At 64.2% G+C, this 12,207-nt stretch carries 12 protein-coding genes and 5 pseudogenes; 10 read left to right on the forward strand and 7 right to left on the reverse strand.

All coding sequences use genetic code 11. The features are described 5' to 3' along the window. The first annotated feature begins 7 nt into the window (after nucleotides 1-7). From ACHMXE_RS07455 to ACHMXE_RS07490, 8 genes and pseudogenes are all read left to right on the forward strand, one after another. Nucleotides 8-877: a branched-chain amino acid ABC transporter permease gene (locus ACHMXE_RS07455; RefSeq protein WP_203208046.1), complete on the forward strand. Its 870-nt coding sequence runs from the start codon at nucleotides 8-10 to the stop codon at nucleotides 875-877. Beyond that, on the forward strand, nucleotides 874-1,722 hold the full coding sequence (locus ACHMXE_RS07460) for a branched-chain amino acid ABC transporter permease (RefSeq protein ID WP_395345200.1): 849 nt from the start codon (nucleotides 874-876) through the stop codon (nucleotides 1,720-1,722). The genes ACHMXE_RS07455 and ACHMXE_RS07460 overlap by 4 nt, the downstream gene beginning before the upstream one ends. Beyond that, nucleotides 1,719-1,886, forward strand: a complete 168-nt coding sequence (locus ACHMXE_RS07465) for a hypothetical protein (RefSeq protein ID WP_395345202.1) — start codon at nucleotides 1,719-1,721, stop codon at nucleotides 1,884-1,886. The genes ACHMXE_RS07460 and ACHMXE_RS07465 overlap by 4 nt, the downstream gene beginning before the upstream one ends. Further along, on the forward strand, nucleotides 1,883-2,032 hold the full coding sequence (locus ACHMXE_RS07470) for a hypothetical protein (RefSeq protein ID WP_395345204.1): 150 nt from the start codon (nucleotides 1,883-1,885) through the stop codon (nucleotides 2,030-2,032). The genes ACHMXE_RS07465 and ACHMXE_RS07470 overlap by 4 nt, the downstream gene beginning before the upstream one ends. An 8-nt stretch (nucleotides 2,033-2,040) precedes the next feature. Beyond that, nucleotides 2,041-2,136, forward strand: a pseudogene (locus ACHMXE_RS07475) (ABC transporter ATP-binding protein); the annotation flags it as partial. Nucleotides 2,137-2,191: 55 nt separating this feature from the next. After that, nucleotides 2,192-2,647 (forward strand): ATP-binding cassette domain-containing protein, encoded by a 456-nt coding sequence (locus ACHMXE_RS07480; RefSeq protein WP_395345206.1) that lies wholly within the window; start codon nucleotides 2,192-2,194, stop codon nucleotides 2,645-2,647. Continuing rightward, nucleotides 2,628-3,350 carry an ABC transporter ATP-binding protein gene (locus ACHMXE_RS07485; protein WP_203208043.1) on the forward strand — a complete coding sequence of 241 codons (723 nt, stop codon included), beginning with the start codon at nucleotides 2,628-2,630 and terminating at the stop codon, nucleotides 3,348-3,350. Before ACHMXE_RS07480 ends, ACHMXE_RS07485 begins: the two co-directional genes overlap by 20 nt. 77 nt (nucleotides 3,351-3,427) lie before the next feature. After that, on the forward strand, nucleotides 3,428-4,300 hold the full coding sequence (locus tag ACHMXE_RS07490; RefSeq protein WP_203208042.1) for a LysR substrate-binding domain-containing protein: 873 nt from the start codon (nucleotides 3,428-3,430) through the stop codon (nucleotides 4,298-4,300). 26 nt (nucleotides 4,301-4,326) lie between these two features. On the opposite strand, the gene ACHMXE_RS07495 is transcribed toward ACHMXE_RS07490, so the two are convergent. From ACHMXE_RS07495 to ACHMXE_RS07525, 7 genes and pseudogenes are all read right to left on the reverse strand, one after another. After that, nucleotides 4,327-4,875 carry a tripartite tricarboxylate transporter substrate-binding protein gene (locus ACHMXE_RS07495; protein ID WP_395347459.1) on the reverse strand — a complete coding sequence of 183 codons (549 nt, stop codon included), beginning with the start codon at nucleotides 4,873-4,875 and terminating at the stop codon, nucleotides 4,327-4,329. After that, nucleotides 4,796-5,334, reverse strand: a pseudogene (locus ACHMXE_RS07500) (tripartite tricarboxylate transporter substrate-binding protein); the annotation flags it as partial. The pseudogene ACHMXE_RS07500 and the gene ACHMXE_RS07495, both read right to left, overlap by 80 nt. A gap of 83 nt (nucleotides 5,335-5,417) precedes the next feature. Continuing rightward, on the reverse strand, nucleotides 5,418-6,194 hold the full coding sequence (locus ACHMXE_RS07505; RefSeq protein ID WP_203208041.1) for an enoyl-CoA hydratase/isomerase family protein: 777 nt from the start codon (nucleotides 6,192-6,194) through the stop codon (nucleotides 5,418-5,420). Between the two features lie 8 nt (nucleotides 6,195-6,202). After that, nucleotides 6,203-7,392 (reverse strand): annotated as a pseudogene (locus ACHMXE_RS07510) (CaiB/BaiF CoA transferase family protein). Between the two features lie 46 nt (nucleotides 7,393-7,438). After that, nucleotides 7,439-8,217 (reverse strand): annotated as a pseudogene (locus ACHMXE_RS07515) (SDR family NAD(P)-dependent oxidoreductase). An 11-nt stretch (nucleotides 8,218-8,228) separates the two neighbouring features. After that, a pseudogene (locus ACHMXE_RS07520) lies at nucleotides 8,229-9,367 on the reverse strand (thiolase family protein). Between the two features lie 6 nt (nucleotides 9,368-9,373). Continuing rightward, a complete protein-coding gene (locus ACHMXE_RS07525; protein ID WP_281081745.1) occupies nucleotides 9,374-9,730 on the reverse strand; it encodes an OB-fold domain-containing protein in 357 nt (118 codons plus the stop codon). A 189-nt stretch (nucleotides 9,731-9,919) separates the two neighbouring features. Between ACHMXE_RS07525 and ACHMXE_RS07530 the strand changes: the two genes are divergently transcribed. Both ACHMXE_RS07530 and ACHMXE_RS07535 read left to right on the forward strand, forming a co-directional pair. After that, nucleotides 9,920-11,113, forward strand: a complete 1,194-nt coding sequence (locus tag ACHMXE_RS07530; RefSeq protein WP_395345209.1) for a 2-methylaconitate cis-trans isomerase PrpF family protein — start codon at nucleotides 9,920-9,922, stop codon at nucleotides 11,111-11,113. Further along, a complete protein-coding gene (locus ACHMXE_RS07535) occupies nucleotides 11,110-11,889 on the forward strand; it encodes an SDR family oxidoreductase (RefSeq protein ID WP_203208036.1) in 780 nt (259 codons plus the stop codon). The genes ACHMXE_RS07530 and ACHMXE_RS07535 overlap by 4 nt, the downstream gene beginning before the upstream one ends. Nucleotides 11,890-12,207: the final 318 nt, after the last annotated feature.

Here is a 12,207-nt window from a genome sequence, read left to right on the forward strand (position 1 = left end):
CTGCAGCATGTCCGTTGCGCTTCTTAGCAGCATCCTGGTCGACGGGATCACGTACGCCATGATCCTGTTCATGATCACGGTGGGCCTGTCGATGACCATGGGTCTGATGCGGGTGGTGAATCTGGCTCATGGCGCCTTCGCGATGCTCGGCGGTTTTCTGGCGGCCAGCATTCCTCAACGCCTGGGTGTGCCGATCGGGCTGGGTTTCGTACTGGCGATCGCGATCGTGGCGCTCGTGGCGGTGCTTTTCGAGCGCATCCTGTTGCGCCGCTTCTACCGGCGCGACGATCTCGACCAGATGCTGGTGACCATCGGCCTGATGTTCGTCGCGACGGCTGCGGTCAACCTGATGTTCGGATCGTCGGTGACATCCGTCGCGCTTCCTGAGGCATTCGGCGGGTCGGTGGACCTGGGGTTCCGCTCCATTCCCCGTCATCGGCTCATCGTCGTTGCCTGCGGGCTTGCGGTCGTCGGCGTCCTGTGGTTGAGCGTGGACCGGTCATCCTTTGGCATCCGGGTGCGCGCTGCGGTCGACAACGCGCCGATTGCCCGGGCCATCGGTATCGACACGACCAGGATCTATGCGGCGACTTTCGCGATCGGTGCCGCGCTCGCGGCTCTGGGCGGCATCGCCGGAGCAGAGATGCTGCCAATGGAGCCAACTTACGCCTCCAAATATCTCGTGATCCTTCTGGCGGTTGTCGCCGTGGGAGGCAACGGAAATCTGTTCGGCTCTTTCTTCGCAGCGTTGCTGCTCGGCATCGTGGAGACTTCGATGAAATACATGGTTCCGCAGCTTGCATCGGCTGCCTTTTTCCTGACGATGATTATCGTCTTGCTGGTTCGCCCACAGGGGCTGTTCGGGAGGCAAGCATGAGCGCAGTGATTCCGCCCATGGCGATGGCGACGCCAGCGCGCGTACGCCCGTGGAAGCAATTGCGCGCCGAGATCGTCCTGACGCTCGCGGGGTTGCTGGCTTTCGTAGTGTTCCCGCAGGACCTTGGACTGCTGACTAACATGGCGACGATGTCGATCTTTGCGCTGTCGCTGAGCCTCGTGCTCGGACAGGCGGGCATCGCGACCCTGGGCCAGGCCGCGTTGTACGGCGCAGGTGCGTACGTCGCGGGCTGGACCGCGTTGTATCTGACGTCCGATCCCATCATCGGGCTGCTGCTCGGCGGGCTGGGCGGAGGGCTGATAGCGCTGCTGAGCGGTGCAGTCATGCTGCGCTCGACCAAGCTCACGCTCGTCATGCTCACCATCGCGGTGGCGCAGTTGCTGCTCGAGCTCGCCAATTGGGCCAGATGGCTTACAGGTGGCGACGACGGACTTGCCGGCTTCGAGGTCGCTCCGCTGTTCGGTATTTGGGAGTTCAACTTCATGGGTCACACCGGCTATTTCTACGCGCTGGGCGCGCTGGTGTTGATGTTTTTCCTCGTGCGCAACCTGGTTGAATCACCTTTTGGCTTGACGGCCAGAGCCATACGACAGGACCCGGGACGCGTCCAGGCGTTGGGCGGGCGCGTGTATCTGCACCTGCTGGCCGTCTACACCGTCGGCGGCGTCGTGGCGGGGCTGGCAGGAGCCCTGACGGCACAGACCAGCAAGGTGGCGAATCTCTTCATGCTGGACTTCACGACGTCCGCGGGTGTGGTGGTCATGATCGTCCTCGGCGGCACGCGCCGCCTGGCGGGTGCGGTGCTCGGCACCGTTCGTACATGACGATCCATCACATCGCGTCAACCTTGAATCCGTATCACTGGCTGTTCGTCATCGGGTCGATGCTGATTGTCGTGCTCATTGTCCTGCCGGAAGGCCTCATCGGACTTCTGGACCGGGCCGTAGCGTACGCCAAGCGGTTGGGCGGCAGCGGAGGAACGCGATGACCCATCGGCTGAAAACCCAGAACCTTTGCCATTCCTTTGGGGGTCTGGCCGTCACGCAGAACGTCACGCTCTCGCTGCCGCAGGGTGCGCGCACGGCGCTGATCGGTCCGATGGGGCCGGCAAGACGACGCTGGTCAACCTGCTGAGTGGGGCGATGCGCCCGCAGTCTGGGGACATCCAACTGGACGGCCGCTCGATCGTCCAGCTACCGCAATACGCGCGCGTGCGCAGCGGCATCGTTCGCACGTTCCAGATCAGCCGACTGTTCAAGGACCTTACCGTGGCGGAGAACGTCCGGGTGCGCAGTGCTGCAGCGGCTGCGGGCCTCGATGCAGTGGTGGCCCTCACCGGCGCGTTCCGCGCGCGTTCGCGACGAGGTCCACGAGACGCTCGGCATGCTCGGCCTGCATCCCTACGCGAACCGGGTCGTAGGACACCTCGCGCTCGGCGAACAGCGGCTTGCTGAAATCGCGCTGGCGCTCGCAATGAAGCCGCAGGTTCTGCTGCTGGACGAGCCCGGCGCGGGTGTGCCGCAAGGAGAAGGCGGTCGCATCATGGACGCCATCGAGAGCCTGCCGAAGGAACTGTCGGTGCTGCTCATCGAACACGACATGGACCTGGTGTTCCGTTTCGCCTCGCACATCATCGTGCTCGTTGCCGGTGCGGTGATGGTCGAAGGCACGCCGGAAGAAGTCGCCGCCAACGAACAAGTCAAGCAAATCTATTTCGGACGAGACGGACATGCCCAAGCAACCCATTGAACTCCGGTTCGACGATGTCACGACCGGCTACGGCGTTGTGCCGGTCGTCGAGCATCTCAGCTTCAGCGTGCGCGAAGGGGAACGGCTGGGCCTCATCGGGCGAAACGGCGCCGGCAAGACCACCACCCTGGCAACCGCGATCGGCTTGGCCGACCTGATGCAGGGCCGGATCCACTTCGGCGGCAACGACATCGGCAGCGCTACGACGCATGCGCGCGCACGGGCTGGGCTCGGCTACGTGCCGCAGAGCCGCGACATCTTTCCTTCGCTGACGGTGGAGGAGAACCTGCTGTCGGGCCTGCAGGGGCGGTCGGCCGGCGTGGCTCTGCCACCGATCTACGCCCTGTTTCCGCGACTCAAGGAGCGCCGGCGCAACGGTGGCACGCAACTATCAGGCGGTGAACAGCAGATGCTGTCCGTGGCGCGGGCACTTGTTGGCCAGCCGCGCATCCTTCTGCTCGACGAGCCGCTGGAGGGCCTTGCTCCCATGGTGCGCGAGGAACTGATGGATGCCATCGTCCGGATGAGCGACCGGCTCGGAGTTGGCTGCGTGCTTGTGGAGCAGCACGTCGACGTCGTTCTCGACTTCTCCACGAACGTCATCGTGCTGGAGCGGGGCGTTGCCGCTTATTCCGGCTCCGCAGCGGCGCTGCGCGAAGAAGAGGATCTTTTGAACCGCACCATCGGTATCCAGAAGTGCTGAAGCCAATCCCTGCGAGTGCGGTGGCAGGCAGCTGCCACCTCGGCGCACATTGAGTGCGCCGGCAGTCTCATCCTGTCATGCAGAACCTTCGCGCACTCCTGAGCCCCCTGCGGGCGTTCGATGCGGTGTATCGGGCCAAAGGCGTGTCGCGAGCCGCGCAGTTGCTCCACGTCACGCCAGGAGCCGTTAGCCAGCAGATCAAGCAGCTTGAAACGGGGCTCGGCGTGCAACTTTTCCAGAAGGCCGGTCGCGAGATCGAGCTCACCGCGGTGGGCGAACGACTCGCCACCCGCGTCTGTGACGCGTTCGATCGGCTGCACGAAGCGTTGGGCGACCTGGCGGACAGCCAGCGGGAGCAGCGGCTGCGTCTCAAGGTGCCTCCGAGCATCGCCATTCGCTGGCTGGTTCCCCGCCTGCACGGCTTCCATGCGCTTCACCCCGACATCGCGCTGGAGATCGCAACGATTGCACTTGCGGATGATGTCCGGCTTGAAGGCGCGGACTGCGCGATTCGGCACGGGATGGGCGAGTGGGCCGATGTCGAGCTGGACCACCTTTTCGACGATGAGTTCGTCCCGGTCTGCACACCCGTCCTGGCGGAACAGTTCCAGGAGCCTAGCGATCTGCTGCGAGCCGACCTGCTGCACTCCATGCTGCGCCCTCAAGCCTGGCCGCTGTGGCTCGGTTCGGCCGGCCTGCTGAACACTCCAAGTCTGCCGGGCATCGCGTTGGCGAATGCCGCGTTGTGCTATCAGGCTGCAGCGGACGGCCTGGGCGTGGCGATGGCGCAGCGGGCCTACGTGCAAGACGACCTGCGCACCGGGCGCCTCGTGGTTGCGGTGGACCATGTCGCGAAGACAGAGCTCGGCTACTACCTGGTCTGCGACCCGTTGAAAGCGGCCACGGCGCCGGTTCGGCTCTTTCGGGACTGGATCCGCTCGGTGCGCTAGGCGCGCCGCGAGCAGCGCGCCATCGCCTAGTCGGCTTTGAATCCCGAGGCCTTGACGATCGGTTCCCAGAACCCGCGCATTTCGGCGAACCGGGCGCGCGCTTCGTCAGGCGAGCTTTCCGTGTTCATGAAGCCGAGCTTGCGAACCCTGCTCGAGAACTGTTCGGTGGCAGCCGCCGTGCGCACGGCGGCGCTCCACTCGGAGACCACCCCGGTGGGCGTGCCAGGTGCCAAGCATATGGCAAGCACCCCGACCGCGGTGAGTTCCTTGCGGCCGAGTTCGCCGAAGGTCGGCACGTTCGGCAGTAGCGGCGAGCGCTCTGCGGAGGTGACAGCCAGCACGCGCAGCTTGCCAGCGTTGTGGTGCTGCGCAAAGTCTCCGACCGTGGACGTGCCCGCCGCGACATTGGCGCCAGTCAGGTTCACGATCATGGGCGCCGCACCCGGGAAAAGGGATGTCCTGCAGCGGTGTCCCGATGATCCTGGCGATCTGAAGTCCCAGGAAATGCGTCGGGCCGCCCGATGCGGCGTGGCCGAAGTTGGCTTTGTCCGGATGCGCACGTACCCATGGGGCATATTCGCCGAAGGTCTTGATGGGCGAGGAGGAGGGCACGGCCAGCGCCATTGGGAACTCGACCACCGTCGATACCGGCAGGATCGTCTCTGCGGGTTGTAGTTGATCTTGTTGAAGACGAAGGGGTAGATCGATGTGAAGAAGTCGGGGCACAGCATCGCCACGCTCCCGTCGGCAGGGGCGGCCCGCATCGCATCGATCGCGATCTTCCCGCCCGCGCCAGGCTTGTTTTCCACCACCACGGTGCGACCAAGCGGGCCATGCAATTGATCTGCAAGCGCGCGCGTCACCACGTCGAGCGTGCCGCCGGGCGAGAAGCCAACCAGGATCCTGGCGGGTGGACGGTCGGCTTGCTGCCCGAGGGCCGGTGATGCGCCGACGAACGCGGCAACGATAAGTGCGAGGTTGTTGAGCCAGGCGGTACGCGGTGTCTTCAAGAGCTGCTCCAGAAGAACGCTCACATCGGTTGTTCGAGTGTCGAATCGCGCGTGCGAGCAAATGGAAGGCTTGCCCAGAGGCGCATTCGTCTTCCGGGCAAGGAGTTTCAACGGCCGCGAAAAACGGGGTGGCGCTTCTCGGCGAAGGCGCGACGCCCTTCCAGCCGATCCTCGCTATCCCTGAGCAGCCCGAAGGCCTGGCGCTCCAGGGCCAGCCCGCCTGCCAGCGGCAGCTCGCGTCCATTCATCGCGAGGCGCTTTGCAGCGGTCATCGCGAGCGGGGCATTGGCTGCCATCGCGCCTGCGAGCTGCATGGCTGATTGCTGCAATTCGGAAAAGGGCACCACCTTGCTGACCAACCCGATGCGCAGCGCTTCCGCGGCGTCGATGCGTTCTCCGGTGAGCAGCATCCACATCGCGTCCGACTGGCTGATTGCGCGGATAAGACGCTGCGTGCCGCCGGCGCCTGGGATGCTGCCGACCCGCACTTCCGGCAAGCCGAACTGGGCGTTATCAGAGCAGATGCGTATGTCCGCCAGCAAGGCCAGCTCCAGCCCGCCGCCCAGAGCGTAGCCATTGATGGCGGCGATGACGGGCTTGTCTGTCTGCAGCGTGCCGAAGTTGAAATGCCCAGTGCCGCAGCGAAAGACCTGCCGTGCTGCGCTGTCGGCGGGCGGCATGGTCTTCTTGAGGTCCGCGCCTGTGCAGAAGGCGCGCTCGCCCGCACCCGTGAGGACCAGCACGCGGATGTCCTCGTTGTTCGACACCTCGTCCCAGATCTCGAGCAATTGCTCGTTTGATTCCGGGTCGATGGAGTTCATGGCTTCGGGCCGATTCAGGGTGACGACGGCGACGCCGTTCTGGACGGTCTTCACGATGGGCATAGCTGTGCTCAATTCTGGGAAGGGCTGAGGGGGATCACCGCATCGACGGTTGCGGCTGGCATGCCGAGTTCGGCCAGCACCTCACGGGTGTGCTGGCCCAGGGTGGGGGCTGGACGTCTCGCCCGGGGCCGCTCGCCGACGGCGCTGATGACGCTGCGAGGCAGCGTCATCAGCCCGGCGGTCGGGTGCTCCAGCTGCTCGGCGAGGGCCGCTTCGAGGAAAGGCGCTGACTGCGCCACCTCCGCGTAGTTGTTGATGGGGCCGCAGATGATGTCGACGGCTGCGAACCTCTCCAGCCAGAAGGCGCGGGGCTGCGCGAGCATGCGCCCTTCGAGCAGGCGCAGCAGTGTCTCGCGATGCTGGAGTCGGCTCTTGTTGTCAGCGAACCGTGGATCGCAGGCCAGTTCCGGTGCCCCGATGGCTGAACACAAAGCCTGCCACCGTGCGGGGTGATAGGCGGCCACCATGATCCATCCGTCAGCGCAGCGCAGGGCCTCATTCGGAGTCGAATATGGCGCTGCATGCCCTTGCGGTCCGGGCACAACGCCGTCCGCGAAGTAGGACGCGAGACTCACGTGCTGAAGCGCGATGGCGCTGGCGAACATGCTGGCTTCGACGTGCTGCCCGTGTCCTGTGCGTTGGCGGTCCGCGAGGGCGGCTAGGACTGCGATGGCCGCCAGCGACCCTGTGACCAAGTCGACCACCGGCACCGGCACCTTGCACGGCTCCCCATCGCGTGCGCCGGTGACGCTCATCAGGCCGCTCACGGCCTGAAGCACACCGTCGACCCGGGAAGATCCTTGCTGTCGCCGTGCTGGCCATACGCTGAGACCGAGCAGTAGATGAGGCGCGGGTTGTCCGCCGACACCGCAGCATAGTCCAGCCCCAAGCGCGCCATGACGCCCGGGCGAAAGCTCTCCACCAGCACATCCGCCTGCGCGACCAGCGCCTGCGCCGCCTGCAAGTGCGTTGGGTGTTTGAGATCGAGCACCACACTGCGCTTGTTGCGATTGAGCGCCATGAAGGCAACTCCCTCGCCGTGGACCCAGGGCGAAAGGGCTCGCGAAAGATCGCCGACGGGCGCCTCGATCTTTACGACGTCGGCGCCCAGGTCCGCCATGCACAGCGTGCAGGTCGGACCAGCCATCACCTGCGTGAAGTCGATCACTTTCAAACCGCTCAATGCATTGGCAAGCATGCGACCTTCCGTTTTGTCGGATTGCTCATGTCGTGATGTCGACGTGCTATACGGAGGGACTGCCGAGGCTGCGCCCGCCGCAGACGTACAGGAGCTGGCCGGTGACGTAGCTCGAGCCGGGTTCCGCGAAGAACCGGACGGCGCGGCCGATGTCCTCGGGCTGGCCAATGCGTTCCATCGGTACGGTCTTGTGAAGGCTCTGTCGGACTTCCTCGGTCAGCGTTTCGAACAGCGGCGTCTCCACGATGCCGGGAGCGATGGCGTTCACGGTGATGCCCTTGCGCGCATATTCGAGCGCTAGCGAGCGTGTCAGGCTTACCACCGCTCCCTTGGAGGCGGAGTAGGCCACCTGGCCGCGGTTGCCCAGCCATGCGCGCGAGCCGATGTTGATGATGCGGCCGAACCGGTTCTCTGCCATTTGCGCCAGTACTGCCTTGGAGCAGATGAACTGCGAATGAAGGTTGACCTCGATCACGCGGGTCCAGAATGCGAGATCCATCTTGGAGACGAGCTTGTCGCCACCGATGCCTGCGTTGTTGACCAAGATGTCGATGCGGCCATGAGACGCGAGAAGCCGGGCCACGGCCGCCTCCACCTGCTCCACCGAGCTGACGTCGACCTTGAAGGTCCGCACATTGAAGCCCTCGCCCGAAAGGGCAAGCTCTGCTCCCTCCAGCGCTTTCTCATCAAAGTCCCAGAGCGCGATGCGGCATCCGGCCTGTGCGAGCTCGCGGGCGATGCCGAGGCCGATGCCCTGGCGCCACCGGTCACGACGGCAACGAGGCCGTGTAGCGATGCAGGCGCACTTGTGCTTGTAAGGTTCATGGTACTTGCGATCAAAGCGAAAGAATGTTGATGGAGCAGGCGGCGTGGTCCACGCCCCAGATGCCTCCGCCTGTCACCTGCGTGAGGCCGATGCGTGCTGCGTGGACCTGCCTTGCGCCGGCACGGCCTTGCAGTTGCTCGCGAGACTTCGACGACCTGTGCGACACCTGTCGCTCCGGGGCGGATGCCCCTTGGCGATCAGTCCGCCGCTGGGGTTGACCGGCACGCGTCCGCCAAGCGTGGTTGCACCGCTCTGCAGGAGGATCGCCGCATCGCCTCGGCTGCAAAGTCCGAGGGCCTCGTAGTAGAGCAGTTCGGAGATGGTGAACGCGTCGTGCACCTCCAGCAGACTGAGATCCTGCGGTCCGATGCCGGCTTGTTCATAGGCTAGCCTGGCGGCACGCGCGGTGATCTCGGCCTCAGTCATGTCGACAGGTGAGGTTTCGAACAAGCCAGACTGCACCACCGACGCCAGCACTCGGACGGGCGTTGCGACGCCCTTGGAAGGCTTGGTGCTGAGCACCAGCGCCGCCGCCCCATCGACCACCGCGGGGCAGCACTGGAGCAGAGTGAGCGGCTCGGCCACCGGGCGGGACGCCAAGATCTCCTCGCGGCTCGCCAGCTTGGCGAACGTGGCGATGGGATTCAGGACACCGTGCTTTCGATTCTTGACGGAGATGTCCGCCAGCGTCTCAAGCGTAAGGCCGTGATCGTGCATGTATCGCCTTGCGCGCATGGCGTACAGGGCCGGCATGATCATTCCGCGCCGGTTGTTCCAGTCCTTCTGGCTGAGCGGCAGCGGCCCGCCACCGAGGCTGCTCAGGTGATCCATGCCGAACACCACCACGGTGTCGTACTGGCCGACCTTGAGCGCCTGCAGCGCGAGATTCAACGCAGTGGCGCCGCTGGAGCAAGCGTTGTCCACGTTGTAGACAGCACCGCCGTTGACGTGCAGCTCGCGCAATGTACGCTGGCCGGGCAGCATGGCTCCGAGCGCGTTGCCGCAGTAGAACGCCTGCACCTCCGAAAGCTGCGTGCCGGCATCGGCCAGGGCATCGAGAATTGCTGCCTGGGCCATGGCCTCTTCGGTCAATTCAGGAAAGCGCCCGAAGTCCGTGATACCGACCCCGGTGATCAGTGGTTGCTTCATCTCGCATTACTCCTGGAAGGCATAGTCGGGGGTGCCGTCCGGCAACGTGAAGGGCACCACCCGCAGGCGGCTGGCGATGGCGGGCGGCTGGTTGCCGAACAGCAGTCGCCCGAACGCACGAACGCCGGGCGCGAAGTCGACCATGGCCAGGCCATAGGGCTGCTTCTCCTTGCCGGGGTGGACGATCGTGAAGCTGTAGAGGGAGCCCGTGGGGCCGAGTTCGACCTCTTCGACCTTCTGGTCGTCGTGAACGAATTCGATCGGCGGGAACTGGGGTGGCTGGCTCGCCATGCGTGTGGCGACAAGCACCATGCCGCCGGGGGTGTCACGGAAAGGGGATTCCGTTCGCTTGATGATCTTCAAAAAGTGTCTCCTGTTCGTGTGGAACTGGCCACAGCGACAGGAAGTATTGAGACGAAAGCCGTCGTGGTCATTGGATTTCTGCTCGGCATTCTTTAGCGGCGCTAAAGCATTCGAAGCAATCAGACTGGCTAAACAATGGCCAGCCAAACTGAAAGGACAGCGGGCCGAATGCAACTGCATACTGGGCCGATGAAAGAACAAATCAACGTACCGGTCACCTTGATGCGCGGTGGCACGAGCAAGGCTGTTTTTCTCTCGCAGCAAGATGTGCCCGCCGATGAGGATGCGCGCCTTCGATTCCTGCTGGCTTTGTTCGGCAGCCCGGACGTGCGTCAGATCGATGGGCTCGGCGGCGCCGACATCTTGACGAGCAAGTGCGCCATCATCGGGCCGCCGTCGCGACCCGATGCAGACATCGACTACACCTTCGTGCAGATCGGCATCGACCAGCCAACCGTCAGTTTCGAGATTGTCTGCGGCAACATTTCATCGGCCACAGGGGTCTATGCGCTGCAGGAGCAGCTGGTTCCTGTGCAAGAACCCGTCACCACCGTTCGGGTGCACAACACGAACACCGGAAAGATCCTTCGGATGTCCGTGCAATGCGCCGACGGCGAGCCGCGTGTGGAGGGCGATAGCGAAGTGGATGGTGTGCCGGGAACCGGCGCAGAGGTGGCACTGGATTTCTCCGATACCAGCGGCTCCACGACCGGAAAGCTCCTGCCCACGGGGCAGGCGCGCGATTGGGTACATGTATCGAGGCTCGGCCGCGAAATACCTGTGTCGGTGGTCGATGTAGGCACGGCATGTGTGTTCATTCGCGCGGCGGACTTGGGAATCAGTGGCACGGAACTGCCGGGGCAGCTCGGTTCCGAGATCTACGAGATGGCCGAGGAGGTGAGGCGCTGGGTCGTCGAACGTTGCAATCTTCCGTCGTCGGGGATCCTCACGCCATACCAGATCTTGATTAGCGAAGCGCAGGATTACCGGACCATTGCCGGAAACCGCGTCGTGCAGGCAGCAGAGATCGACTTCGTCGCGCGCATGGTGCTCAATGGTGGTGCCATGCACAAGGCATTCCCCGGCGGCGGCTCGGTCTGCCTCTCTGTTGCGGCACAGATCGCGGGAACAATTCCAGCCGAAGCGCGCGGCACGCATGCCGGCCCGACGCGCATTCGCATTGGCCATCCGAGCGGGGTGCTTAAAATCTTCGCGAATGTCGAGCATGCGGGCGAGGACAAATGGTCGGTGCGCGAAGTGCACTTCACGCGCACGGCGCGCCGCCTGTTCGACGGAATCGCCTATGTGCGGCGATCGCGCCTCGAGGCGCCCGCCGAGCAAAGCACGTCCATAGGCACCGGTGCGGTAGCGACATTGCCATGAGCGTCCAGAATCTTTTCTCGCTGCAGGGCCGTACGGCGCTGATTACTGGCGGCTCACGAGGCATAGGCCGCATGATCGCTGAGGGGTTTCTTGCACATGGCGCACGCGTCTACATCAGTGCGCGAAAGGCCGAAGCCTGCGACCTGGCCGCGCGAGAACTCTCGAGCACGGGCCACTGCATTTCGCTGCCGCACGACGTGTCCACGGTGGGGGGCTGCCAGGCCATGGCCGATGCCTATGCCCGTCATGAATCGACGTTGGACATCCTGGTCAACAACGCCGGCGCAGCATGGGGTGAAGACTTCGATGCTTTTCCGGAGAGCGGCTGGGACAAAGTGGTCGACCTGAACCTGAAATCGCCTTTCTTCCTGACGAAGGCGCTCATCGCACCGCTGCGCGCCGCGGCAAAAGCGCGGGTTGGGAAGATCATTCACATCGCTTCTACCGACGGCATCGGGCTCAACCCGCAGGAAAACTACTCTTACGTCGCGAGCAAGGCAGGATTGATTCACCTGACGCGGCGCATGGCGATGCGCTTGGCGCAGGACAACATCGCAGTCAGCGCCATTGCGCCCGGGGCGTTTCCTTCCGAGATGAACCGCAATGCGCGCGACCATGGGGAGGCACTGTCGGGGCACATTCCCGCCCGGCGCATCGGCACGCCGGACGACATTGCCGGCGCAGCCATCTTCCTGGCCTCGCGTGCAGGAGACTACGTGATGGGTGCCACCCTGGTGGTGGATGGTGGCGTGACCCAAGCGCGCCCCTACCGGTGAAGACGGTGGATTCAACCGTTCAATGCTCTAAGCTATGAACTGCGTAGGCAGAGGGAATGTTGTAGATGAAGTTCCGGGTACGAACCTGCTGCTGGAACAGCCAGGTGGCATTGATGCCGAAGTGCCGGAAAACTGGCTGAACCCTTCATCAGATCGCTCACCTGTTTGATGGGTCGCAGGGGGCCGTGCGACAGATCCTCGCTCAGACCGGTGGAGCTCGCCTGCTCGAGCGACATTGCTCCAAGCCGGCTCTGACGCTTTGCTGAGAGAGAATTTGGCTGAGAACCGTGCCTTGCCGTGTGTCGTTCACACTGGCGT

The organism is Variovorax sp. UC122_21, from assembly GCF_044056785.1.
Classification (GTDB): domain Bacteria; phylum Pseudomonadota; class Gammaproteobacteria; order Burkholderiales; family Burkholderiaceae_C; genus Variovorax.